At 49.3% G+C, this 25,286-nt stretch carries 19 protein-coding genes; 10 read left to right on the forward strand and 9 right to left on the reverse strand.

The window, feature by feature from the left end; genetic code table 11:
* Positions 1–42: 42 nt before the first annotated feature.
* Genes ICL07_RS09880 through ICL07_RS09890 form a run of 3 tightly spaced genes read left to right on the forward strand, consistent with a single transcriptional unit; the run spans position 43 to position 4,095 of the window.
* The gene (locus tag ICL07_RS09880) at positions 43–2,493 is read left to right on the forward strand and encodes a ligase-associated DNA damage response DEXH box helicase (protein WP_188087744.1); all 2,451 of its coding nucleotides are present in this window, start codon (positions 43–45) and stop codon (positions 2,491–2,493) included.
* 20 nt (positions 2,494–2,513) lie between these two features.
* Entirely contained in the window at positions 2,514–3,179 is a 666-nt protein-coding gene (pdeM, locus tag ICL07_RS09885; RefSeq protein ID WP_188087745.1) for a ligase-associated DNA damage response endonuclease PdeM, read from the forward strand.
* 13 nt (positions 3,180–3,192) lie between these two features.
* Positions 3,193–4,095 carry a histone deacetylase family protein gene (locus ICL07_RS09890; protein WP_188087746.1) on the forward strand — a complete coding sequence of 301 codons (903 nt, stop codon included), beginning with the start codon at positions 3,193–3,195 and terminating at the stop codon, positions 4,093–4,095.
* 80 nt (positions 4,096–4,175) lie between these two features.
* Here the strand turns inward: ICL07_RS09890 and ICL07_RS09895 are convergent, their stop codons facing one another.
* Entirely contained in the window at positions 4,176–4,826 is a 651-nt protein-coding gene (locus ICL07_RS09895) for an ABC transporter ATP-binding protein (RefSeq protein ID WP_188087747.1), read from the reverse strand.
* Positions 4,827–4,926: 100 nt separating this feature from the next.
* Here ICL07_RS09895 and ICL07_RS09900 point away from each other — a divergent pair, with 100 nt between their 5' ends.
* Positions 4,927–5,148 carry a DUF2795 domain-containing protein gene (locus tag ICL07_RS09900; protein ID WP_012794455.1) on the forward strand — a complete coding sequence of 74 codons (222 nt, stop codon included), beginning with the start codon at positions 4,927–4,929 and terminating at the stop codon, positions 5,146–5,148.
* A gap of 170 nt (positions 5,149–5,318) precedes the next feature.
* Here the strand turns inward: ICL07_RS09900 and ICL07_RS09905 are convergent, their stop codons facing one another.
* From ICL07_RS09905 to ICL07_RS09925, 5 genes are all read right to left on the reverse strand, one after another.
* Positions 5,319–6,134 carry an enoyl-ACP reductase FabI gene (locus ICL07_RS09905; protein ID WP_188087748.1) on the reverse strand — a complete coding sequence of 272 codons (816 nt, stop codon included), beginning with the start codon at positions 6,132–6,134 and terminating at the stop codon, positions 5,319–5,321.
* 116 nt (positions 6,135–6,250) lie between these two features.
* A complete protein-coding gene (recN, locus tag ICL07_RS09910; protein WP_188087749.1) occupies positions 6,251–7,897 on the reverse strand; it encodes a DNA repair protein RecN in 1,647 nt (548 codons plus the stop codon).
* Between the two features lie 38 nt (positions 7,898–7,935).
* Positions 7,936–9,423 carry a tetratricopeptide repeat protein gene (locus ICL07_RS09915; RefSeq protein WP_188087750.1) on the reverse strand — a complete coding sequence of 496 codons (1,488 nt, stop codon included), beginning with the start codon at positions 9,421–9,423 and terminating at the stop codon, positions 7,936–7,938.
* A 283-nt stretch (positions 9,424–9,706) separates the two neighbouring features.
* On the reverse strand, positions 9,707–10,459 hold the full coding sequence (locus ICL07_RS09920) for a zinc ribbon domain-containing protein (protein ID WP_188087751.1): 753 nt from the start codon (positions 10,457–10,459) through the stop codon (positions 9,707–9,709).
* A gap of 3 nt (positions 10,460–10,462) precedes the next feature.
* Positions 10,463–11,557: a Nif3-like dinuclear metal center hexameric protein gene (locus ICL07_RS09925; protein ID WP_188087752.1), complete on the reverse strand. Its 1,095-nt coding sequence runs from the start codon at positions 11,555–11,557 to the stop codon at positions 10,463–10,465.
* Positions 11,558–11,601: 44 nt separating this feature from the next.
* On the opposite strand from ICL07_RS09925, the gene ICL07_RS09930 reads away from it, so the two are divergent.
* Entirely contained in the window at positions 11,602–13,113 is a 1,512-nt protein-coding gene (locus ICL07_RS09930; RefSeq protein WP_188087753.1) for a carboxypeptidase M32, read from the forward strand.
* Positions 13,114–13,369: 256 nt separating this feature from the next.
* A complete protein-coding gene (locus tag ICL07_RS09935; RefSeq protein ID WP_188087754.1) occupies positions 13,370–14,161 on the forward strand; it encodes a DUF4382 domain-containing protein in 792 nt (263 codons plus the stop codon).
* Between the two features lie 129 nt (positions 14,162–14,290).
* Here the strand turns inward: ICL07_RS09935 and ICL07_RS09940 are convergent, their stop codons facing one another.
* The 3 genes from ICL07_RS09940 to ICL07_RS09950 are packed head-to-tail and all read right to left on the reverse strand — an operon-like array spanning position 14,291 to position 15,778.
* Positions 14,291–14,473 (reverse strand): hypothetical protein, encoded by a 183-nt coding sequence (locus tag ICL07_RS09940; protein WP_188087755.1) that lies wholly within the window; start codon positions 14,471–14,473, stop codon positions 14,291–14,293.
* 36 nt (positions 14,474–14,509) lie between these two features.
* Positions 14,510–15,190: a rhodanese-like domain-containing protein gene (locus ICL07_RS09945; RefSeq protein ID WP_188087756.1), complete on the reverse strand. Its 681-nt coding sequence runs from the start codon at positions 15,188–15,190 to the stop codon at positions 14,510–14,512.
* Between the two features lie 6 nt (positions 15,191–15,196).
* Positions 15,197–15,778 carry a methyltransferase domain-containing protein gene (locus ICL07_RS09950; RefSeq protein ID WP_188087757.1) on the reverse strand — a complete coding sequence of 194 codons (582 nt, stop codon included), beginning with the start codon at positions 15,776–15,778 and terminating at the stop codon, positions 15,197–15,199.
* 81 nt (positions 15,779–15,859) lie between these two features.
* Here ICL07_RS09950 and ICL07_RS09955 point away from each other — a divergent pair, with 81 nt between their 5' ends.
* The 4 genes from ICL07_RS09955 to ICL07_RS09970 all read left to right on the forward strand — a co-directional run bounded on the left by ICL07_RS09955 (position 15,860) and on the right by ICL07_RS09970 (position 25,263).
* A complete protein-coding gene (locus ICL07_RS09955) occupies positions 15,860–20,692 on the forward strand; it encodes a PKD domain-containing protein (protein ID WP_188087758.1) in 4,833 nt (1,610 codons plus the stop codon).
* A 149-nt stretch (positions 20,693–20,841) separates the two neighbouring features.
* Positions 20,842–23,682: a PKD domain-containing protein gene (locus ICL07_RS09960; protein ID WP_188087759.1), complete on the forward strand. Its 2,841-nt coding sequence runs from the start codon at positions 20,842–20,844 to the stop codon at positions 23,680–23,682.
* Positions 23,683–23,695: 13 nt separating this feature from the next.
* Positions 23,696–24,727, forward strand: coding sequence for a PorP/SprF family type IX secretion system membrane protein (locus tag ICL07_RS09965; protein WP_188087760.1), 1,032 nt, complete (start codon positions 23,696–23,698; stop codon positions 24,725–24,727).
* Positions 24,728–24,909: 182 nt separating this feature from the next.
* Positions 24,910–25,263 (forward strand): T9SS type A sorting domain-containing protein, encoded by a 354-nt coding sequence (locus ICL07_RS09970; RefSeq protein WP_246484998.1) that lies wholly within the window; start codon positions 24,910–24,912, stop codon positions 25,261–25,263.
* Positions 25,264–25,286 lie beyond the last annotated feature (23 nt).

A 25,286-nucleotide genomic window follows, 5' to 3' on the forward strand; every position in this document is an offset into this window, starting at 1 on the left:
ATAAGCGATTCACGATTTATCATTTTATGCTAATTTCATTTCATGCAACAACATTCGCGTGGATGGAAAGTGGTTACCGGATGGCTGGCTGACAAGGGGCTTCAGCCCTTTACATTCCAGGAGGATGCCTGGCAGGCATACCTGCAGGGCCGGTCGGGGATCGTGAATGCGCCTACCGGCTTTGGTAAAACCTTCTCGCTTTTCCTGGGCGCCGTCATCGCCTGGATAGATGCCCATCCTAAAGACTATCATAAAAAAAGCAGGAATGGCCTGCAACTGATGTGGATAACACCGCTCCGTGCACTGGCGAAAGACCTGGGCAGGGCCATGGAAGAGGTATTGCGGGAGCTGGACATCGCCTGGGAAGTAGGTATCCGCAGCGGAGATACGCCCCTGGCTACCCGCGCCAAACAAAAGCAACAGATGCCGGAAGTGCTGATCATCACCCCGGAAAGCCTGCACCTGCTGCTGGCGCAGAAAGAATACCCCGCCGTCTTTAAACACCTGCACACGGTCGTTACAGACGAATGGCATGAACTGCTGGGCAGCAAAAGAGGCGTGATGGTGGAACTGGCGCTCAGCCGCTTACGCGGGCTCAGACCGGAACTGAAGGTATGGGGTATCTCCGCTACCATCGGCAACCTGGAGGAAGCCCTGGAAGTATTACTGGGCCCTTATCACCAGAACGGCCTGATTATCCGTGCCAACCTGAAAAAGAACATCGCACTGCAAAGTGTGATCCCCAACGAAATAGAAAACTACCCCTGGGCAGGCCATCTCGGTATCCGGATGCTGCCACAGGCGTTGCCTATCATTGAAGACAGTCAAACCACGCTGATCTTCACCAATACCCGCTCCCAATCGGAGATATGGTACCAGTCACTGCTCAAATATGATCCCATGCTGGCCGGCGCCCTGGCGCTGCATCACGGCTCTATCGACATGGAACTGCGCATATGGGTGGAAGAAGCCTTGCATAATGGTATCCTCAAAGCGGTGGTATGTACAGCCAGCCTGGACCTGGGCGTGGATTTCCGCCCGGTAGATGCGGTGATACAGGTAGGCAGCCCCAAAGGAGTGGCCCGCTTCCTGCAACGTGCCGGCCGTAGCGGTCACCAGCCGGGAGCAGTGAGCCGTATCTTTTTCCTGCCCACCCACGCCCTGGAACTGGTGGAAGCCGCTGCACTTAAAGCCGCAATGGAACAGGATCTGATTGAAAGCAGAATGCCGGTACTGCTGGCATACGATGTATTACTGCAATACCTGATGACGCTGGCAGTTTCTGATGGTTTTTATGCCCCTGAGATATATGAAGAAGTGCGTAAGACCTTCTGTTACCAGGACCTTACGCCGGACGAATGGCAGTGGATACTGGCCTTTCTTACCACAGGCGGTGAAGCGCTGGGCAGCTACGATGAATTCCGTAAACTGGAACGCCAGGGCGATCATTACTATTGCAAAAGCCGTATGCTGGCCATGCGGCACCGCCTGCACATCGGCACTATCGTGAGCGATGCCATGCTGAAAGTGAAGTTCATGAGCGGGGGCTATGTAGGCGTAATCGAAGAAAGTTTTATCTCCCGGCTCTCTCCGGGCGATAGTTTTACGCTGGCCGGCCGTAACCTGGAATTTGTGCTTATCAAGGATATGACGGTACTGGTACGCAAGTCCAACGCCAAACGCACTATCGTACCCAGTTATATGGGCGGGCGTATCCCCTTGTCGTCCAACCTGGGCCGTATGCTCCGTGAGAAATTCAACGAAGCGCTTTCCCGCCGCACCAAAGACCCGGAGCTGATAGCGCTGCAACCGCTGTTCAGCCGCCAGGAGGAACTGTCGCATATACCGAAGGCCAATGAACTGCTGATAGAAAAAATCACCACCAAAGATGGTTACCATCTTTTTGTATATCCTTTTGAAGGCAGGTTGGTACACGAAGTAATGGCCGCGCTGCTGGCATACCGTATCAGCCGTATTCAGCCTATCACCTTCTCCATTGCCATGAATGACTATGGTTTTGAGTTACTGTCGGATCAGCCCATACCGCTCACCGCGGAAAATGCCAAACAGTTGTTTTCTACGGACAACCTGCTGACAGAGTTACAAACCAGTGTTAATGCCACAGAAATGGCGCGCCGCAAGTTCCGGGATATCGCCGTGATTGCCGGGCTCATTTTCCAGGGTTATCCCGGAAAACACAAGGCCAACCGGCATTTACAGTCATCCGCTTCCCTGCTTTTTAATGTATTTAAAGACTATGATCCGCAGAATCTGCTGCTGAAACAGGCTTTCAATGAAGCCTTTTTTTACCAGATGGAAGAAGCCCGTTTGCGGGAAACACTGGAGCGTATCGCGGAAAGCCGTATCGTGATTACCGAACCGGATAAACTCACGCCTTTCTGTTTCCCGATTAAGGTGGACAGCCTCCGTGACACGATGACCAGCGAAAAACTGGAAGACAGAATTAAAAAATTGATTGCCGTCAACGGTTAAGAATTAATAATTTGCAGCCCATGCAAAACAAGGACACCGCGGCGAGGGAGATATTCCGGTTTAAACAGCAGCACTGGCATCTGTTGGCCGAAAAAGCGATTTACTGGGAAGAAGAAAAAGCACTCATCCTTTCAGACCTGCACCTGGGTAAATCGGCCCATTTCCGTAAAGCCGGCATTGCCGTGCCGGCAGGTATTATGCAGGAAGACCTGTTCCGGCTGCAGCAGCTGATAACACGCTATCTGCCGGAAAGGCTCATTATTGTAGGCGATATGTTTCACAGCCGGCACAACAATGAGGTGCAGTATTTCAAAGTATGGCGCGGCCAGTTTGTACATATCCGGATAGACCTGGTGCTGGGCAATCATGACATCATGAACGAAGAAATATACAGCCAGTTGGAGATAATTACCCATGAAACGCTGACGATCAGGGATATCCACTTTATCCACGAGCCCTGTGAAGATAACAACGGATACCTGTACACGTTTTCCGGTCACCTGCACCCCGCCGTGGTGATGGCCGGCCCTGCCAAACAGCGGCTTCGTTTACCCTGCTTTTATTTTGGCCGGCATTGCGGTATTTTACCCGCTTTTGGCGACTTTACCGGCCTGGCCAGCCTCGACCCTGCCCCGGGCGAATCCGTGTTCGTAATCGCCGGAAAATCGATTATCCGGACACAATAAGTTTTTTCCGATCATGAAGATAGCCTACCACGACCTATATGCTCATCCGTTACCTGCTGATCACCGTTTCCCGATGGTGAAATATGAGCTGATACCGGCTCAGTTACTGCGGGAGGGCGTCATCAGCCATGATCAGCTGTGGGCGCCGGAAGCAGCCACCGAAGAAGTCATCCTCACCACCCATACAAAGACCTGGTGGGAGAAACTGCGCGACCAGACGTTATCCGACAAGGAACAACGGCATATCGGCTTTCGCCAGTCCCCACAGCTTACCCAACGGGAGATCGTAATAGCGCAGGGTACCATCGACATCGCCCTGCATGCGCTGGACCATGGCATCGGCTTCAATGTGGCCGGCGGCACGCATCATGCCTTCGCCGACCGGGGAGAAGGTTTCTGCCTGCTCAACGATTTCGCCATTGCGGCCAATTATCTGTTACAACAAAAAAAAGTGAAAAGAGTGCTCATCACCGATCTGGATGTGCACCAGGGCAATGGAACGGCGGCCCTGTTCGCCGGTAACGACCGTGTATTTACCTTCAGTATGCACGGCGCCCATAACTATCCCTTCCATAAGGAAACCTCCGACCTGGACATCCCGTTACCCGATGGTATGACCACCGGTCCTTACCTGCAGTTGCTGGAAGATACGCTACCCCGGCTGATAGATCAGGTCAAACCAGACATCGTGTGTTACCTCTCCGGTGTGGATATACTCGAAACAGACCGGTATGGCAAGCTTAAAGTAACCCCTGCAGGCTGCCGGCAGCGCGATGAGATCGTTTTCAGCCTGCTGCATAAACACGGCATCCCCTGCGCCGTAGCGATGGGTGGCGGCTATTCTACCCGTATCAGCGATATTGTAAATGCACATTGTAACACCTTTAGGGCAGGGCTGGAGATTTACGGATTTTGATATTTAATTATTTTTATATTTTTTTATTAAAAGGCTACCGTGATTAGGGTAAATATCAAAATAACCAAATATCAGAATAACTAAATGATTTTCCCGTCTTTCATCAACAGCTGCCGATCGCTCAGCGGCGCCAGTTCTTCGTTGTGGGTAACGATGATAAAGGTTTGTTTAAACTGATCTCTCAGTTGCAGGAACATACTGTGCAGTTCCCGGGCATTGTGGGAGTCGAGGTTACCGGTTGGTTCATCGGCCATCACCACATCCGGGTTATTGATGAGGGCTCTGGCGACGGCCACCCTTTGTTGTTCGCCGCCGGAGAGGGCATTTGGTTTGTGTTCCAAACGATGCTTCAGGCCCATGGTTTCCAGGAGGAAAGCCGCTTTTTCCCTTACCTCGCTGCTGCGGGTACCGGCGATAAAGCCGGGAATACATACATTTTCCAGCGCGCTGAATTCGGGTAAAAGGTGATGGAACTGGAAGATAAAGCCAATATGTCGGTTCCGGAAGTCAGCCAGCGCATTGCCGCTTAAACCCGTCAGATTGACATCATTCAGCCAGATCTCGCCCTGGGTGGGCTGGTCCAGTGTGCCGAGTATATGCAGCAGGGTACTTTTGCCGGCCCCGGATGATCCAACGATGGTTACGATCTCACCTTTACTGACAGTAATATCTACTCCCTTGAGAATCGGTAAGTTGGAATAATTTTTGGTAACATTGCGAGCGGTAAGCATAACCCAAAGAAAAGTAAATAACCGATAAAATAGTAAAAGTTGTTTATTTCAAATTAAATAATACTTTTGCGGAAAATTAAAAAGTAAAAATTTTAATAAGATGTACTGGACATTAGAATTAGCTTCATACCTGGAGGATGCTCCATGGCCAGCTACTAAAGACGAACTTATTGATTACGCCATTCGTTCCGGTGCACCGATCGAAGTAATCGAGAATTTACAGGAGCTGGAGGATGAGGGAGAAATTTATGAGGGGATTGAAGATATCTGGTCTGATTATCCGTCGCAAGACGACTTCTTCTTTAATGAAGATGAGTACTAGATCCTGAGCGCTTATTGATTGTACTACTCTCCTGGCATCCTATGCCTGATAAAAAATTAAGCCGTTACCAGCAGGTAACGGCTTTTTATTTTGGTATTTAGTTATTTGATTATTTAATGTCGTTCCGGGAAAGCCTTTAAATAATCAAATAACTAAATGAAGAAATAGTGCTATTCTTTTTCCAGTGCATTCATGATAGCATTGGAAACACCGGTGAAGGAGAATCCGCCGTCATGATACAGGTTCTGCATGGTCACCATTCTCGTCAGGTCGGAGAACAGGGTTACCAGGTAATCCGCACAGTTGTCAGCAGAAGCATTACCCAGCGGGCTCATTTTTTCTGCATAACCGATGAAACCACCGAAACCTTTCACACCGCTACCTGCCGTAGTAGGCGTAGGGGACTGGGATACCGTGTTTACACGTACTTTATTTTTTACGCCATAGTGGTAACCGAAGCTGCGTGCTACGGATTCCAGCATCGCTTTCGCATCTGCCATTTCGCTGTAATCAGGGAATGCACGCTGTGCAGCAATGTAAGTAAGCGCTACTACAGAACCCCATTCGTTGATAGCATCCATCTGGTAAGCAGTCTGCAGTACACGGTGCAATGACAGTGCAGAGATGTTCATACTTTTCAGCGAGAAATCGTAGTCCAGGTCTGTATAAGCACGTCCTTTACGTACGTTCAGGCTCATGCCAACAGAATGCAACACAAAATCTATTTTACCACCAAAATGCTCCATGGATTTGGTAAAAAGATTTTTCAGGTCATCCGTGATGGTTACGTCTGCCGGAATAACGGGGGCCTTGCAGATTTCAGCCAGTTTGTTGATCTCACCCATACGCAGCGCGACAGGTGCGTTGGTAAGCACTATTTCAGCGCCTTCTTCCACACAACGAAGCGCAGTTCTCCAGGCCAGCGACTTTTCGTCCAGTGCACCAAAGATGATACCTTTCTTTCCTTTTAATAAGTTATGAGCCATTTGGTCAAAATTAATTTCGGCAAAAATAGTCGTTATAGTTGAAAAAAAAAGATATTGCTTCCCGCCCATCGCTTTTGAAGCATCCCGGCCGGGAAACAATAACGGTTACGCCTGTGTTATCTTACCATCTCGCGGGCATTTTCCAGGGCGGCAGCCGTTGGCCGCTCACCACTCAGCATCTGCGCAATCTTATCAATGCGCTCATCCATAGACAACAGTCTTACACTGGTGGTCACTTTCTCCGCTTTGGCATCTTTATATACAAAATAATGTGCGTCTGCCTTGCCTGCTATCTGCGGCTGGTGGGTGATGCAGATAATCTGGTGCGCTTTAGCCAGGTCTTTCAGGATAACGCCCACCTGTCTGGCGGCTTCACCGGAAATACCGGTATCAATTTCATCGAATATCAGTGTAGGCAATGCCACAGACTGGGCCACCAGGGATTTGATACAGAGCATCAGCCGGCTTAACTCACCGCCGGACGCTACTTTGCCTACCGGTGCAAACTGGTTGCTGCGGTTGGCATCAAACAGGAACTCGATCGTATCCTGTCCGAAAGGATTCAGTTCACCTTGTGTAATATCTACCTTCAGACGGGCATTGGGCATACCTACCTGTGCCAGCAATGTATTTACCTTTTTCTCGAAAGGCGCTACCTGTTCCTGTCTTTCCGCTGTAATAGCCGCCGCATCTTTCAACAGGGCTTCCTGTAGCTGCGCCTGTTCTTTTTCCAGCGATGCCAGTTGTTCATCTAGGTTTAACACTCCTTCCACCTTCACTGTCAGGGCATCCTTAATCGCTAAAAGCTCATCGGTGGTTTGTACGCCGTGTTTCTTGAAAAGCCGGTACCCCATAGCCATCCGGTCGTTTACCTGCTCAATGCGCGCAGCGTCGTATTGTACCTGGTCGTTGATACTTTCCACTTCTCCGGCGATATCCTGGAGTTCCAGGTAGGCAGACAACATCCGCTCTGATACGGCCGGCATGTCTTTGTGAAAGGAGGAAATACCCAGTATGGAGGATTGCAGTTGTTTCAGCCGCTGGAGGATCGGTTGTTCATCTTCCTTCAACTGAAAAAATACGCGGTTCAGGGTGTTTTTGATTTCTTCTGCATGGGTCAGCAGCTGTAACTCGTTGTCCAGCTCCTCTACTTCATTGGGACTAAAATCCGCTTCCAGCAGTTCATCCAGCAGGAATTTGTTGTAATCCAGTTCTTTATTGGCCTGGTCACGGTCGTCCTGCAGTTGTTTATATTTTTTCTGTACCTGCTGATATTGCAGGAACAGGTGATGGTACACGGGTAAAGCGCCGGGTTTGGCCAGGGCGTCTATTACTTCCCGCTGGAAGTCGGCGTTGCCCAGTTCCAGGGTATCAAACTGCTGGTGCAGATCTACCAGGAAGCCTGCCAGCTCAGACAGCTGGGATATGTTGACAGGAGTATCATTGACAAACGCTCTCGATTTACCGGCGGCACTGATTTCCCGGCGGATGATCAGTGTATCTTCCAGGTCCAGTTCGTGTTGCTGGAAAAAAGCGGCCACCTGTTTTTTTTTCACCTTGAAGATGCCTTCAATTACACATTTGCCGGTTTTATCGAATAGGACGCCGGGGTCGGCGCGTTCTCCCAGGATCATGGAGAGGGCGCCCAACAGGATAGATTTACCGGCGCCGGTTTCACCGGTGATGACATTAAGGTTACCTGAAAAATCCACTTCCAGGTGGTCAATAATGGCGTAATTCTTAATGATTAGTCGCTGTAACATAAGTCAGGAAATAACTTGAATCACAATTTTCTCCCTTCTCAACTGCCATTCACACGTTGTATGCCTGCTTTTGCCCGTTGGTCGAGGGAGTTTTTATAATCGTGGCCTTTCATGTCCAGACATTGCTGATAACATTGAATGGCTTTGTTTTTATCTTTTCGTTTTTCGTAAATATACCCCAATTGCAGGGAAGCTCTGGCGGCATAATATTCCGGCCGGTTAGCGCCTACTTTGATGGTTACTTCATACATGGTGACGGCCTTGTCGTCCTGCCCGATTTCGTCATATATACGGCCCAGGCGATAGGCATACTCCAGTTTGTCTTCCATGGCAGGGAAATCCGCCGCTTTTTTGGTCAGCTGCAACTTCAGGGCTTCACTAAAGAAACCGCCGTCGCTCAACAGGCGAACCTTCAACAGGAAAGGATTGGGCCATTTACCCCCTTCCGCTTCCTTCAGTGCCTGTTTATCGGCGTCCGTTTCCGTACCGCCCCGGTTCAGAATCATGTTCCGGTATTTGTTGGCCATCGCCTGGTTGCCTTCCAGGTAGTAAAACCAGCTTAACCGTTGCAGGCATTCCTTTACGTAGAACTTGCCTTTAAAATCACTGATGAACCTTTCCAGATACACATGTGCGTCGGGGTCCAGCCGGGTCAGCTTCAACAATCCGAATACATAGTTATAGTATTCGATGTCCGCATATTCGCTGCTGTCGTGCCGCTCCTCCAATACCCGGATGCCATTGGCTGCCTTCTGGTTATTAAGCGACAGATTGGCCACCATCAGGGCATACAGGTAGTTATTTTTGGTATCCAGCTGCTTTCTCTGTAAAAACGCCCAGGTATCCTCCGGTTTATTCACAATAAAAAGCATCAGGTAACAATAGTAATAATAGGATTCTTCCCTGAACTGCCTTGCTTCGGGGGCATTGCTTTCAATGAATGCGTTCACATTGTCCATCCCCTGGTGGATACTTCCCTTCATACCCAGGATATTGGTGATCCATTTATACCCTTCGGGGATGGTGCCGAAAACCGTTTGCATGGCTCCCAGCAACAGCTTGTTGGGCATAAAGTCCGGAAAACGGCGCTGGTTTTCCTTCAGGGTCATATAAGCTTTACGGATTTCCCAGGTAGCGTCCCATTTTTCGTTGAACTTGATCTTGATCATCGCCCATTGAAACTTGATAGCCGCCTGTGTATACAGATAGTAGGGAGAATCCGGGGACCCTTCCTCCATCCTGTCCAGCCGGACGGCACGCATCCCTCTTTTCCGGGAATATTCTGCCGCGTCTTCATTGAAAAACAACGGAAAAAAATCCACATAATTATCCAGAAAATAGGGTATCAGGTTGTCCGGATTTTCTTTCTTTTCCGCTTCCAGCAATGCTTTACCGGTGTTCAACCGCAACTCCATGATCGCCTGGTAGGCTTGCTCACAACGGCTGTTGAAATCATACGTCTTCTGTCTTGCATCAACTGTAAACCCTAATCCCAGCAAAAGAATCAAAGAAAAAATAATACGCATAAGGGCAAAATTCCTGGAATAAACTCAAATCTCACACAACAATTCCACAAATCCCAAATTAAACAATTCACATTTTTTAAAGTTGCTTGCCCCATCCAATTTCCTGCCACAAATTAAAAGAACTGCTACGCAAACTACCTGCGTACGGTACACAGCGGCAAAGCTAACATATTTAGTAAAACAAAGCTAAATAAATTAGTATATTTTTATTACGGTAACGCTTATACGAAAAAAGGGCATCCATGGATGCCCTTTTTCAATGTTTTCGGATGTCTGAATCGCATCAGATGGTGACAGTCGCCTCGAGGTCGTTGTCTACCAGGATACGGCCGCAGTGCTCACAAACGATGATTTTTTTGTGCTGACGGATCTCTGCCTGACGTTGAGGAGGGATCGCGTTGTAGCAACCGCCGCAGGAATCACGCTCTACTGTTACTACGGCCAGGCCGTTACGGTAGTTTTTGCGGATTTTTTCGTAAGCAGCCAGTAAACGGGGGTCTACTTTTGCTTTCGCATCTTCACTTTCCTTACGGTAAGATTTTTCTTCCTTCTCGGTTTCTGCTACGATTTTTTCCAGTTCCCCTTTTTTATGCTTCAGGTTAGCTTCTTTATCAGCAATCGCCTTTTTAGCTACTTCCAGGGTGCGGGATTTTTCTTTTATCTCTTCGTTTGCGTCTTTGATATGCTTTTCAGCCAGCTTGATTTCCAGTGACTGCATCTCCATTTCTTTGGTGATGGCCTCAAACTCACGGTTGTTCTTCACATTATCCTGCTGTTTCTCATACTTCTTGATCAGCGCCTCAGCGTCCTTAATGGCCGTTTTCTTGCTGGTAACGAAGTCCTGGATACCCTTGATCTCGTTCTCGATATGAGATTGACGTGTATTTAACCCTTCGATCTCATCTTCCAGGTCCTTTACTTCAATCGGCAACTCCCCTTTCAACACCTGGATTTCATCCAGCTTGGAATCAATCTTCTGCAGCTTGAGCACAGATGCTAATTTTTCTTCAACGGAGTATTCTTTTACGGTAGCCATGTATTATAAATAATTTACCGGGTTTGTTTTAATCGTAGATTTAAGAGGCGCAAAATTACGGAATTTTTCAGTCAATATATGATAAAATAATTCGACTGTAAACTGCTCGCTCTCAAAATGTCCGACATCTGCTATAACTATTTGATTATCAGCGTCAAAAAATTCATGATACTTAAAGTCCGCGGAAATATAGGCATCCGCCCCTGCCGCTATGGCCCGCTTCAACAGGAAACTGCCCGCTCCGCCGCACAAAGCCACTTTTTTCACCGGACGCCCCCTTAAAGGGGTATACCGCACACAACCGGTCCGGAACTGCTGCTTTACCCACTGCAGGAAGGCCTGCTCTTCCATCGCCTCCGGCAGCTCTCCTATCAGCCCTGAACCCACGTCCTGGTAAGCATTGTCCAGTGTAACCACCTCGTAAGCCACCTCTTCATAGGGATGACTCGCCAACAGGGCCTTTAAAATCCCGGATTCCAAATATACCGGAAAAATCACTTCCAACTTTATTTCGTCCTCAAAATGTCTTTCTCCGGGTATCCCCACATACGGATCGGTACCAGCCCCTCCCTTAAAAGTGCCCTGCCCCGCTACATGAAAACTACACTCACTGTAGTTCCCGATATTACCGGCGCCGGCGGCAAACAAGGCATCCCGCACCTGCGCGGCCTTATCTGTCGGCACATAGGTATACAGCTTCTTCAGCAATCCCGCCTTGGGCTGCAACACCCGGCACTGCTCCAGTCCCAGCTGTTCAGCCATCCGGGCACATACGCCGTTCCGTACATTGTCCAGGTTGGTATGGGCGGCATACACGGCAATGTCATGCTTGATGGCTTTAATAGCCACCCGCTCTACGTAAGTCCGCCCGTTGATCTTCTTTAATCCCCCGAAAACAATCGGATGATGCGCTACCACGAGGTTACACCCCCGCGCTATCGCCTCATCAATAACTGCCTCGGTGGCATCCAGCGTTAATAACACATTGGTCACTTCCCAGGAGGCATCCCCGAAAATAAGACCGGCGTTATCGTAACTTTCCTGGTACGGTAAAGGCGCATAGGCCTCCAGTACCTGTATGATCTCTTTTATCTTCATAGCAAAGCAATTGGTATCCTGTACATTTGCAAAAAAATCCAGTTATGACAGGAAGCAAATCTACTGCAGAACAATATACCGGGTACCAGTCAAAGATGCAAAAAATTGCAGACGTGAGAAACACCATGGCTGTATTGGGCTGGGACCAGGAAACATACCTGCCGGAAAAAGGCGCTGCCTTCAGAGGCCAGCAACTGACTACCCTCAGCGGCATCGCCCATGAACTGTTCACGGAAGAAGCCCTCGGCGACCTCCTCCGGCAACTGCACAACCACAGCGAACTCGACGCGCTCCAGCAAAAAAATATAGCCCTCTCCCTGGAAGATTACGAAAAAAATAAAAAATACCCGGCAGCCTTTGTGGCGGAAATGTCCCAAACGACCAACGAATGTTACCACGCCTGGATCAAAGCACGCAAAGCCAACGATTACAACATCTTTGCACCGGCCCTCTCCAAAATGATCGCCCTCAAAAAACAGGAAACGGATATCCTGGGCTATGAAGGCCATCCTTACAACGCCCTGCTCAACGAATACGAGAAAGGCACCACTACCACCATGCTGGACACCATTTTCCGGGATGTGAAAAATGCCCTTTCTCCCCTGCTGACCAACATCGAAGGCCGCCCGCAGGTGGAAAAGGATTTCCTGCTGAAACACTATGACCGCGATAAACAATGGCAACTGGGTATCGACCTGCTGAAAGAAATGGGCTACGACCTCCAGGCCGGCCGCCAGGACATCTCAGAACACCCTTTCACCACCAGCTTCAACCCCCACGATGTGAGAGTCACTACCCGCATCGATGAAAATGACTTCGGCAACATGACCTGGAGCTGTATCCATGAAGGTGGTCACGCACTCTACGAACAGGGCCTGCCCCCCGAACAATACGGCCTCCCCTGCGGAGAAGCCGCCAGCCTGGGTATCCATGAGTCACAGTCCCGCCTGTGGGAAAACAATGTAGGCCGCAGCCTTAACTTCTGGAAATTCCACTACGCCCGCCTGCAACAGCTGTTTCCCGAAAACCTGGGCAACGTATCCGTGGAAAGATTCTACCACGCTATCAACCAGGTACAGCCATCGCTGATCCGCACGGAAGCAGATGAACTGACCTATCACTTTCATATCATGATACGTTATGAAATTGAGAAAGGCCTTATGGATGGCAGCATCCCGGTAAGTGACCTGCGGCAGGTATGGAACGACTACTACCGCCAATACCTGCACGTAACGGTACCTGACGATGTTCAGGGCGTATTACAGGATATCCACTGGTCGCACGGCAGCTTCGGCTACTTCCCCACCTATTCCCTGGGTAGCTTCTACGCCGCCCAGTTTTTTACCACCGCCCAAAAACAGGTACCCGGACTGGACGACGCCATCATCGCCGGTAATTACCACCCATTGCTGGAATGGCTGCGTACCAATATCCACCCCTTTGGCCGGTTTTATACGTCCAATGAACTCTGTAAAAAGGTAACCGGTCAGGAACTGCAATTCAGCTACTTCCTGCACTACGCGGAGAAAAAATACGCCGGTATCTATAACTGGTAAGCATATTGATGATATCCAAACAAAACGGCCCATTGATCTCCACCAATGGGCCGTTTTAGTTATCCCCATCCTTAAACTACAAGCCAGTCAAGCAGTCACAGGAGTTGGCCTATAGTTTGTTATAACGACAACGAATGTTGGAATGCAATCATCAGACAGCCAAAACAAATAAAACAGCTTGTTTCAATTACAATAGATTACACATAAAATACATGTGTTACTTTTGCAATTCAATATCTGTCTAAACATTTAAATCATGAAAAACCGAATCTGGGCCTTTATCATGGCTCTTCCTGCACTTACACTGCTATTTACCGCCTGCAACAAAAACGACTCCAACAACAGCGGCACCGCGAAGATGACCGTTATGCTGACCGATGCTCCTGCCAACTACGATGCTGTGAATGTAGACATCCAGGATGTCCAGGTAAACGCCACTAGTTCTGATAACGGCTGGCAATCCATACATCTGCTGCGTCCGGGTGTTTACAACCTGCTCAACTTCCGCAACGGTATCGATACCGTACTGGCTTCCCAGGACCTTCCCGCCGGCGACATCTCACAAATCAGGCTGATACTGGGTTCCAACAACACCGTAGTGATAAAAGGAACCAGTTATCCGCTGGCGACACCATCTGCACAGCAGTCCGGCCTTAAACTCAACGTACACGCGTCACTGACAGCGGGCATTGAATACCGCCTCTGGCTCGACTTTGATGCCAACCGTTCTGTTGTTACCACCGGCAACAACAACTACATCCTGAAACCGGTGATCCGCACCTACACCCAGGCTACCAGCGGTTCTATCAAAGGTATTGCATTGCCGCTCCTGCATGTATCCGGCGTGTATGCTATACAGAATGCAGATACGATTGCTGCTGCCAAACCGGATGCACTCACCGGCGCTTACCTGCTGCCGGGCCTGAACGCAGGTGCTTACAATGTGGCCATCGCCGGCGATGGTACGGTTAAAGACACCCTCGTGACCAATGTAAATGTGAGTACCGGGCAGGTAACTACGGTTAACGCTATTACACTTCATCTTTAAACATAAAAAGCCCCGGGCCTTCACCCGGGGCTTTTTATTTAGGGATTTACGGATTTATGGATTTAAGAATTTCGGCGGATTTGCTTGTGTTATGCTGATCCTGTTAGGTTGTTACAGTAGTTGACCCTGTTATTTTTTTATCAAACCTCTTACAACGAATACTACACTGGCCACAAAAACGATGCTGTAAAGTATGGCTAATGCAGGCTTCGCAAAGCTAAAAGTCTGAAAGTTGAATTGTTTGAATAAAGCCATGCCTAAAATGAAGGCGATGATGGTGAAAAGAAATAACAGGGACTTTTTACTTTCCATAAATTTTTATGTTTTGCTACAGGTTAAGGAATACAATTATTTCACAGCGGCGGCCAGCTCTTCGGCAGTAGCTACGCCCTGTTTCCGCCAGACTTCTTTTCCATCTTTATACAAAATCAGCGTGGGCAACCCTTTAGCGCCGATTGTTTTCATCACGTCAGTATCATTCCCACCATCCACTTTCATCAGTTTTACCTGCTGATGTTGTTTCAGAAACTGTGTCAATACAGGCTCCAGTTGTTTACAGGGCGGGCACCAGGCAGCACCTACATCCGTCAGCACCCATCCTTTGGCAGTACCTTTGTTGTAAGCATCCATGGTCAGCTGTGGCTTTTTTTCGTTTACCCCTTCCAGTGGTAAACCGGCCTGTTTCCAGGCATTCACACCGTTTTCCAGTTCTATCACCTTACTGAAGCCATTCTCCCGCATCCACTGCGCGGCTTTGGAACTACGGCCTCCGCTGAGGCAATAGATGTACACGGGTTTTTGTTTATCGAGGTACTTTACCCGGTCGTTAAATTCTGTTTTGTTGGTATAATCTGCCTGTAAAGCATTAGGCAGATGACCGGTGTTATACTCTTCCGCTGTGCGTACATCAAATACCTGTACGCCTGGTTGGCGGATATCTTTGGAAAAAGCAGCAGCCCCTTCCTGTTGTTGGGCTTGTAAAACGCCACCGGTGCATAATAGCAGGGCGGTCACTAAAAAACGGTACATACGCGGTTATTTCGGTAAAAAATTGATAAACAACTCTGATCCCTGACGGGCAGGGTGGGAGTTATAACACGGGGCCAGTGTTTTTATTTCAAACAGTGGCGTGAACAATTCCCGGTATTCAGCTTCACTTCCCCCAAAAGGCGGGCCATCCTGGGCAAAATCCCTGTTAAACAACACCCCTGCCAGATGCCCGCCGGGCCGGATCAGTGTATGCATATGCGTTACATAGTCCTGCCGCAGCAAAGGAGGCAGCGCGCAGAAAAAGGTTTGCTCCAGCACCAGGTCATAACTGCCCTGATGTTTAAAAAAATCGCCTTCCACGATCTGTAAAGTGGTGCCGGCAAAGGTGCGACGCAGCGCTTCGACCAGTAACGGCGCAATGTCCAGCACCGTTACCCGCCGGAATCCTTTCTCCAACAGGTAGGACGCCTCATAGCTATTGCCGGCCCCGGGTATCAGGATCTCCAGGTCCCGGTTCTCCAGCTGGTCAATATAAGCCTGCAAAGGCGGTGATACCCTGCCCATATCCCAGCCGGTCTCGCCTTTCAGATAACGTTCATTCCAATATTGCGGGTCTGTTGTCTCCATGTTATCCTTATGGTTAAAATCGCTATTTACAAACATTATTGTTATTTTTATATTTTATTTCCCTATTGCCACCTATGCCTGATGAAAAATATAAGGATTGCCATCGTTTTGCTGCTCCTATTTGTTCTTTCCAATAAACTATACGCACAAAACGTAGAGATACTACCTGATAAAACCGCTGACTGTCCTCCTTTCACGGTTGCTTTCAACACCCGCCTCGATCCCGGCTATACAAGCCTGGAATGGGATTTCGGCATTGGCGCTAAAGTTACGGGTAATCCCACTCCCTCCCGCATCTTTCCCGATCCCGGCGTTTATCATGTTACCCTGACTGCCGATTACTCCGGTAAGAAGATCGTGAAAACGGTAGATATCACCGTCTACAACCGGCCCACTGTGTCATTTGAGGTAGATAAGAATGCCGGCTGTAAACCGCTTACAGTCAACTTCACCGATCGGTCCACTCCCGGCGATGGCACCATCGAAAGTATCATCTGGAACTTTGGAGATGGCAGCGCCGACCAGGGGCCGGGCGTCAAACACGAATTTACGGACCCCGGCGCCTATAACGTTATCAGCCTGGTTACCAACAGCAAAGGATGCCGCAGCAGCAGCGAACCGGTGAATATCGTTGTAAAGGAAGCGCCGGTACTGTCTTTTACGGCCGATAAAACACAAAGCTGTGTGGCGCCGCTAACCGTTACTTTCCAAAATACCAGCACCAATACCACCGGCGATCCTATTACCTATGTATGGGATTATGGAGATGGCACCACCGGCACAGAACCTGCACATACCTACACAACGGAAGGCAGTTACGCAGTAACGCTTATTCCCACCAGCACCAATAGTTGCGCGGCCCCGTTGGTAAAAAAGGATTATGTCGTTATCAAAAAACTAACGCCCGGCTTTGAACTAAAAGAAGGATGCGCCGGCAACCAGGCTACCGTGGTCAGCACCAGCATTCCCAAACCGGATTTTATCACCTGGACATTGCCCGATGGCAGCTTCGGTAATGGACAAAGCGCGTCTTTCTGGGCCGGTGCAGCGGGCGACTATACGGTAAAAATGCGCGCTACCATCGGTACCTGCTCGCAGGATATAGAACAAACCGTACATATCAATCCCCGCCCGGTGATCAATCCTGTAGGTACGCCTACAAGTTCCTGCGCCCCACCACTCACCGTCACTTTTAAAGCCCAGTCGCAAAACGCGACGGCCTGGGAATGGGATTTTGGTGATGAAACGCCTAAGTCCACAGAAGAAAATCCTACCCATACCTATACCAGCAAAGGCACTTTCACCGTTACGCTCAAAGCCTCTAGTGGCAGCAATTGCACAGCAACGGTGAGTAAGAGCGAATATGTCATCATCAAGCCACCGGTACTGACAATCTACCCCTCCGGTGGCTCGGGCTGCATTCCCCTTGAAATACCTTTCTCTGCCGGTATCACCGGTGGGGATATTGTTAGTTATGAATGGAACTTCGGGGATGGCACTACCTCTACCGATCCCAAGCCTACCCATATTTTTGATAAACAAGGCATTTATACGGTTACCCTGACAGTGAAGACTGCCAGTGGCTGTACCGTGACGGCACAAACCGTCTTCCGCACCGGCACCATACCCGTAGTGGATTTTGTAGCCACACCGCTCACTTCCTGTGCGGCAGATCCGATACAATTCACTAACCTCTCTACGCCTACGGGGCCGGATGTTACCTACAACTGGATTTTCCCGCAGGATAATACTTCCAGCACAGAGAAAGATCCACGCCACCTTTTTTCCCAAATAGGCATGCACGATGTACGACTGATGGTAAATAACAACGGCTGTATCCGTGACCTGCTCAAGCGACAATACATCAAGATATTACCGCCACAGGCAGAATTTACGACTATTGTTGACTGTGACAACTACTACCACCGGAAATTCACCGACAAATCAGACTTCGGTCCGGAACCGGTGCCACAAAAAGAATGGCTTTGGGACTTCGGAGAAGGCGGCGCTACTTCTACAGAACAAAATCCGGATTTCACCTATAAAACAACCGGCAGCAAAACCGTGAAACTGACCGTCTACAACGGCGCGTGTAAATCAACCTTTACCTATAATCTCAATATCATCGACGAAAAACCGGTGGTATTGCCGCAAACACCCTGGGTGTGTGTAGGCAAAGCCCTGGCGATAAAGTTCGGAACACTCATTGCCGGCAATATCAACTCCTACACCATAGACTGGGGAGATGGTACCTCGTCCTGGTACTGGGGCTATGAACTGGACCCTACCAAAAGTGTATCGCATACCTACCGGCAGTCAGGCGTGTATCCCATTCAGCTGACCATCGAGGATAAAAACAATTGCCGGCGTGTATCCGAGGCCGTTAAAATAGCGGTGCACGGCGCAGTGACTGACTTCACCGTCAGCGGTAAAAAATGTAAAAACGAGGAATTGACCTTCACCGATAAATCCACCATCGATGCAGGTAACAAAATCGTGAACTGGGCATGGGACTTTGATGATGGCAGCCCCGTGCAAAACAGTGCTACCCAACCCCTCAACACCAAACATACTTATGTCAATTTCAAAGTCTACATGGTAGCGTTAACCGCTACCGACCAATATGGCTGCATGGTGCAGGCCCAACGAACCGTGAATATCGAAACGGTGAAAGCCGATTTCGCCAGTCCGGCCATTACCTGTAAAAACAGTACCATCGCTTTCAACGACAGATCTTCCGGCACGGTAGTGGATTACGCCTGGGACTTCGGCGATAATACCACTGCTGCCGGCTACAATCCGACTAAGTCTTACACCACTTTTGGCACCTACGATATATCACTGAAAATTACTACCCGGGAAGGATGTACCGACCAGGTCACCAAACCCAAGGCGGTACGTGTACCCAATCCCGTAGCCGATTTCTCTTTCCCGCCCAACCTGGAACTTTGTCCGCCGGTGACTGTACCGTTTACCAATAAATCCAGCGACTTCGTCAAGTCCCTCTGGGAGTTTGGCGATAACAGCACCTCTTCCAAAAACGATCCGGGTAACCATATTTATGTACGGGCCAAGACCTACAACGTAAAACTCACGGTGTATTCAGAAGGTGACTGCCCTTCCAGCAAAACCATTCCTGTCACCATTGAAGGGCCCGATGGTTCCTTCACCGCCACACCTGTTCAGGGTTGCGTACCGCTGGCGGTCAACATGACCGCGGTAGCCAATAAAACCACCAACTTCCAGTGGGATTTCGATGATGGCACTGTACTGAAAACACAGGCGCCGGTAGCGCCCGCGCACACTTATACGAAAGCGGGTATTTATACCCCGCGTGTATCGCTGATCGATGATAAAGGTTGCGCTGTAAAGGCCGATGGCAACGACAAAATTGTGGTAGACAACGCCGTGGCAGATTTCACCGCCGACATCAGCGCTGCCTGTGGCGGCGGTACCGTGTTGTTCAAAAATACCAGTACTTCCGTGACCAACGATCTGCTGGGACTTCCCTATAGCAGCAAATGGACCTATACCCCACCCAACACTTCTACCGGTACAAACGGCTCCTTTACTTATCCACAGCCGGGTACCTACAGTGTTACGCTGGAAATCACCAGCAATTACGGTTGTAAAGACCAAAAGACTTTGCCCGTGGTAGTGCCCACACAACCACAGGCAACGGTGACGCCTATACCACCATTTTGCATAGAAGGGACCATACAACTGCGGGGAAGCGAGACCAAAAATCTCCCCGGTACCAAATGGAAATGGCAGGTGGGTAATACACAGGAATTTGATGTACCCGCTCCGCCGGCATTTACCTTTAACACCGTTGGCACTACGCCGGTGAAACTGACGATCACCAATGCCGATGGCACCTGCCCCGCAACCGCTACCACTAATATTGTGGTACATCCTGCGCCCGGCTTGCGGCCTACGCCTGCGGAAGCCACCATCTGCAAGGGTATAGGGCAACAGTTATATGCCAACACCGACTTCAATGCAACGGTTAGCTGGACTCCCTACAATATTTCTGATGCCACCAGCAAAAACCCCGTTGTAAAACCTGATAAGGATATGATTTACAACGTACAGGCCACCAGTGAGTTTGGATGTAAAAGCAATAGCTCCGTCAAAGTATCGGTGATACAACCTTTCCGCATATATGCGCTGGATGCCAGCATCTGTTTGGGGCAAAGTGTACAAATGCAATCCGGTGGCGCGCTTCGTTATAACTGGTCGCCTTCATCCGGACTGGACAGAACCGATATTCCCGACCCGATCGCTAAACCTGCTGCTACCACTACTTACCAGGTAGTAGGATACGATAATGCCGGTTGTTTTACCGATACCGCGAAAGCCACTGTAACTGTCCGGCCTACGCCGCAAATCAATCTGGGGCCTGATATGGAAATAGCCTCCGGCTCAGTCGTGCCCATACCCGCTGTTGGCAGCAGCGATATTGTGAAGGTCAGCTGGACACCCATTACCTACCTGAGTTGTTTCGACTGCCTGGCGCCCGTGGCTACGCCCAAAGGGGATATGACCTACCATGTAACGGTGGTCAACCAATATGGCTGCCTGGCGACCGACGATATCCATATCAAAACGGTTTGCAACGGCGGTAATGTCTTCATTCCCAATACATTCTCCCCTAACGGCGACGGCACCAACGACATTTTTTATATCCGCGGCCGGGGTATGCAAACAGTGCGCGTTTTCCGGGTATACAACCGCTGGGGACAACTGATGTTTGAGCGCTTCGGCATCAACGCCGATGATCCTTCCTTTGGATGGGACGGCCGCTATAAAGGCGCTCCGCTCAATCCTGACGTGTATGTGTATTATGCCGAAGTGATCTGCGACAGCGGGGAATCTATCATCATGAAAGGTAATGTGACACTCATTAGATGAGGATGTACGGATTTTTTGATTTGCGGATTTTGGGATTTCGGGGATTATAAAAGCGAGTAAAATAGTTGCTGATCCCCGAAACCCCAAAATCCGCAAATCAAAAAATCGAAAATATATAATATTTTTCGTTAATTTGTGGTATGTATCCTATGAAATACCTACAGGCTAAGTGTCTAAGCGCGTTAGTGCTCCTGATATTCCTGGTGCAGGGGAATCCTTTGCTGGCGCAGCAAGCGGACTTCTCCTATACAGCGGTACCTGCCACGATGTGTAATCCGGTAACGCTCACCTTCAAAAACAACAGCACCGGTAATCCCACCGCCTACAGCTGGGATTTTGGTGATGGCAGGACCTCCCACGATCCTAACCCACAGATTACCTACACTGCATCGGGACCTAAAAAGGTAACCCTGGTGGCTACTTTTCCTAATGGTAACAGCACCTACTACCGCACGTTTGAAGTAGGTGCCACACCACAAATCGCCTTCAGCGCGGATGTAACCAACAGCTGTAAAACCTATACGGCCAATTTTACAGATGCCACGCCCAACGCCACCGCCCGCACCTGGGACTTTGGCGATGGCACCGCACCGGTTACCACTGCCAACGCATTTACCTCCCACGCCTACACGAAGGCGGGTAAATATGATGTCACCCTTACCGTTACCAACAGTAACGGCTGTCAGTCCACGTTGAAAAAAACCGCCTATATCACCATCTCGCAACCGGAAATATCCCTCGACGCGCCGCTGAATGGCTGCGTACCATATACCGCCGCCTTCAATGCCACGTCCACTAATGATCTTAATGATCCCGTGGCAGAATGGAAATGGAATTTTGGTGATGGCAGTACCGCTACTACCACCACAGGTACTACCGCGCACCCCTATACGCAAACAGGCACCTACAATGTGAGTATCACCATCCGCACAGCCGGTGGTTGCGAAATCAGCAAAACGTTCAACAAACAGGTACGCACCGGTAATCCACCGTCTGCAGTAAGTTTCACGGCTACACCTGCAGACGCTTGTGTAGGCGAGCCCGTTAGATTAATCGCCAGTGCCCAGTACGCAGACAGCTACAACTGGGATTATGGCGATGGTACGCAGGAAGAAGTGTATACCAACGATATCCGTCATGGCTTTACCTCCAACGGTACCCTCACCGTTAAGATGAAAGCCGGCAGCAACGGTTGTTATACACCCGCTGCACCTGTTAACGTCACTATCACCGGACCGGTGTCCCAATTCACCGTCACCCGTGATTGTAACGACAAAAATAAATTCACTTTCACCAATACTTCCACCGGTACTACGCCTACCACCACCTACCAGTGGGACTTTGGCGATAACACGCCGGTAGTGGGCAGTCAACATGCCACACATACCTATACCACTCCCGATAAATACACCGTTCGCCTCACCGTTAGTGATAACGGTAACTGTAACCACAGCAGCTTCCAGACGGTGTACGACTTCAAGGCCGATTTTTCCACCGGCGTGAGCGCTATCTGCCGCGGCAGTAAAGCCACCTATGAGGTACTGAATGTGCCGGTAAACCTCGTGGCCGACTATACCTGGCATTTCGGTGATGGCACTACGTTTACCACCACCGATCAACGTTTTGTGAAAACATGGGCCGCTGCCGGTAGTTTCACCGACCAGCTGGTTATCCGTTATAAAGACCCCGGTTATTGTGACGATATTGTAACAAAACCTGGCAATATCAATATCCTGGCGCCCCAGGCGGATTTTGCCACGGCTTCGGCTACCTGCGCAGGCCAGCCGGTTTCGTTTACGAACACGTCTGCCCCATCACCCAATATCCCGATCGCCAACTGGCAATGGGACTTCGGCAATGGTAAAGTGTCTTCCGCGCAAACGCCTCCTGCCACTACCTATTCCGCCTCCGGCGGATATCCGGTGAAGCTGGTCATCACGGATGCGCGCAACTGCCAGGATTCTGTGACGAAAGATGTGACCATCAATCCCACTCCTTTTGTAAAAGCATCGGCCGCACAGGCTAAGATCTGCGAGGGCAACAATGTAACGCTCCATGCCCAGTCAGACGGCAGTTTGCAATGGCTCAATGCCGCTACACTCAGCTGCGCCTATTGTGCAGATCCGGTAGCAACACCAGTCACCAACACCCGCTACCTGGTAGAGGCATCTAACGTATACGGTTGTACGATGCGTGATTCTACAGACATTGCCGTGGTACCCAAAGTAAATCTCACCGTTAGTAAAGATACCTATGCGTGTTATGGATCGTCCGTGCAATTGCAGGCCGGTGGCGCTACCATTTACGACTGGACACCGGTGACAGGCCTGACCAACAACACCATTGCTAACCCGGTTACCACGCCCACAGAAGATATGGTTTACCAGGTGCGTGGTACCAACGATCCGATGTGCCCCATGAGCGCTCCGTTATCCGTAAAAGTGGCGGTGAAACAGGTGCCCAGTATCAGCGCCGGCAAAAGCCAGACAGTTGTAGCCGGAGATGTAATACGCCTCATGGCCAGCGGCAGCTCCGATATCGTGAAATGGCAATGGTCACCCACCGACTATCTCGACAATCCTACGTCGCCCTTTACCAATGCGGCGGTCAGGAAAACAACCACCTACTCCATCACCGGTACTAACCAATACGGTTGTACGAAAAGCGATGTGTTAAGAGTAGATCTTATTTGTAATACAGAACTGATATTCATTCCCAATACTTTCAGTCCCAATGGCGACGGCGTGAACGACATTTTTTACCTGCGTGGAAAAGGCATTAGCCTGGTAAAATCGTTCCGCATCTTCAACCGCCTCGGGCAGGAAGTTTTTCACCGGGAGAATATCCAGGTAGAAGATATTAACGCCGGCTGGAACGGCACTTTCAACGGGCAACCACAGGGGGCGGACGTATATATTTACTTCGTGGAAGCCTATTGCGATGCCAACGAATTTTTCCGCCTTAAAGGCAACGTAACATTACTCAGATAATAACAAGCGGTATATGAAAAGGGTATATAAAACATTATTAACAGTCATTTGCTTCAGCTGCGGCCTGCAGCTACAGGCACAGGACATACACCTGTCACAGTTTTATGAAACGCCGATACTCCGCAACCCGGCGCTGATAGGTATTTTTAATGGCGATGTGCGCCTTCAGGCCGTATACCGCAACCAGTGGAACAGCGTTACCATTCCTTATCAAACCGGTACCATGAGCGGCGAGATCAAGTTCCCCGTAGGTAACGGCAACGACTATGTGACTACCGGCCTCCAACTGACCTACGACCGGGCGGGTACGTCTAAACTACAGTCTACCCAGATCTTTCCGGCCATCAACTATCACAAATCGCTGAACGAAGACAAGACCAGTTTTCTTTCACTGGGCTTTATGGGTGGTTTGGTACAGCGCCAGTTTGATCCTACCAACATGACGTTTAACAACCAGTATAACGGCGGTCGTTTTGATCCCACAGCGCCCACCGGGGAAGAAGGTAAACTGGCGCTGAAAGGATATACTTATCTTGATGCCGGTGTGGGCCTCAGTTACAACAGTACTATCGGAGAAGAAGTGAATTACTTTATCGGGGCGGCCTACTATCACTTTAACCGGCCCAAGATTTCCTTTTACAACGATAAAAACATTGAGTTATCGCCCAAGCTGTCGTTTAACGCTGGTATTACCATTCCGCTGGACGAGCGCGTAAAACTGATTGCGCATTACAACCAGCTGCACCAGGGCGGTTATTCAGAGTATATTGGTGGTGCGCTCATTGGCTATGGCCTGATGAATGCAGGGCTGGAATCTACCCGGGCTATCTATGGCGGCTTGTTTCTGCGCTGGAATGATGCCATTATCCCCACCATCAAAATAGACATGGAGAAATTTGAGGTAGCTATGAGCTATGATGCCAATATATCGCAGTTGAGAACAGCCAGCCAGAGTTTTGGCGGTTTTGAAGTGTCGTTGGTTTTCAAGGGTTTCCTGAACAGCCGCAACAGTACTTTGGAGCGAATCAACTGTCCAAAATTCTAAACAATTGATTATCATCAAATTAAATCACCAAATAAAAAGCGTTAAATTTTATCTAAAAAAGTGGGAGACCTAACAAAATGGCGCGTAGTTTGTTATTTTTATGTAGTGGACAAAGGACTAAGGCGCCGTTATTAACAATAAAAATTGGAAATATTTGAAAAAAACTTTATTTTTATAAGACTATGTGGAAAACCTCTACCCTTATCTTTTTTACGGTTTTTAGCCTTTTATCCCTTGTGGGTAAAGCTCAAAGCGGGTCCCTGCCGAATAACACGGAGGGGGGTAGGCAAATTGTAAGACTCTATCCCAACCCTGCCACCAACGTTATCAACTTTGAAATTTTACAGCATAATAACGACCGCATATACGATCTTATTGTGTACAATTTTCTCGGGAAAAAAATTGACCAGATAAAAAGTATCAGCAGCCGTACTACGGTTAATCTGGATAACTATTACAACGGTCTTTATATCTTTCAGCTTCGCGACCAGCGCGGCAACCTCGTGGAATCCGGTAAATTCAATGTAGTAAAATAGCTTTCCGCTATTGACTTTCCCTG

Source organism: Chitinophaga qingshengii, from assembly GCF_014529935.1.
Classification (GTDB): domain Bacteria; phylum Bacteroidota; class Bacteroidia; order Chitinophagales; family Chitinophagaceae; genus Chitinophaga; species Chitinophaga qingshengii.

Bases quoted from the DNA above. Each gene is read 5' to 3' on its own strand.
- ICL07_RS09880 (WP_188087744.1), top strand. From the start codon at position 43: ATGCAACAACATTCGCGTGGATGGAAAGTGGTTACCGGATGGCTGGCT.
- pdeM (WP_188087745.1), top strand. From the start codon at position 2,514: ATGCAAAACAAGGACACCGCGGCGAGGGAGATATTCCGGTTTAAACAG.
- ICL07_RS09890 (WP_188087746.1), top strand. From the start codon at position 3,193: ATGAAGATAGCCTACCACGACCTATATGCTCATCCGTTACCTGCTGAT.
- ICL07_RS09895 (WP_188087747.1), bottom strand. From the start codon at position 4,826: ATGCTTACCGCTCGCAATGTTACCAAAAATTATTCCAACTTACCGATT.
- ICL07_RS09900 (WP_012794455.1), top strand. From the start codon at position 4,927: ATGTACTGGACATTAGAATTAGCTTCATACCTGGAGGATGCTCCATGG.
- ICL07_RS09905 (WP_188087748.1), bottom strand. From the start codon at position 6,134: ATGGCTCATAACTTATTAAAAGGAAAGAAAGGTATCATCTTTGGTGCA.
- recN (WP_188087749.1), bottom strand. From the start codon at position 7,897: ATGTTACAGCGACTAATCATTAAGAATTACGCCATTATTGACCACCTG.
- ICL07_RS09915 (WP_188087750.1), bottom strand. From the start codon at position 9,423: ATGCGTATTATTTTTTCTTTGATTCTTTTGCTGGGATTAGGGTTTACA.
- ICL07_RS09920 (WP_188087751.1), bottom strand. From the start codon at position 10,459: ATGGCTACCGTAAAAGAATACTCCGTTGAAGAAAAATTAGCATCTGTG.
- ICL07_RS09925 (WP_188087752.1), bottom strand. From the start codon at position 11,557: ATGAAGATAAAAGAGATCATACAGGTACTGGAGGCCTATGCGCCTTTA.
- ICL07_RS09930 (WP_188087753.1), top strand. From the start codon at position 11,602: ATGACAGGAAGCAAATCTACTGCAGAACAATATACCGGGTACCAGTCA.
- ICL07_RS09935 (WP_188087754.1), top strand. From the start codon at position 13,370: ATGAAAAACCGAATCTGGGCCTTTATCATGGCTCTTCCTGCACTTACA.
- ICL07_RS09940 (WP_188087755.1), bottom strand. From the start codon at position 14,473: ATGGAAAGTAAAAAGTCCCTGTTATTTCTTTTCACCATCATCGCCTTC.
- ICL07_RS09945 (WP_188087756.1), bottom strand. From the start codon at position 15,190: ATGTACCGTTTTTTAGTGACCGCCCTGCTATTATGCACCGGTGGCGTT.
- ICL07_RS09950 (WP_188087757.1), bottom strand. From the start codon at position 15,778: ATGGAGACAACAGACCCGCAATATTGGAATGAACGTTATCTGAAAGGC.
- ICL07_RS09955 (WP_188087758.1), top strand. From the start codon at position 15,860: ATGAAAAATATAAGGATTGCCATCGTTTTGCTGCTCCTATTTGTTCTT.
- ICL07_RS09960 (WP_188087759.1), top strand. From the start codon at position 20,842: ATGAAATACCTACAGGCTAAGTGTCTAAGCGCGTTAGTGCTCCTGATA.
- ICL07_RS09965 (WP_188087760.1), top strand. From the start codon at position 23,696: ATGAAAAGGGTATATAAAACATTATTAACAGTCATTTGCTTCAGCTGC.
- ICL07_RS09970 (WP_246484998.1), top strand. From the start codon at position 24,910: ATGTGGAAAACCTCTACCCTTATCTTTTTTACGGTTTTTAGCCTTTTA.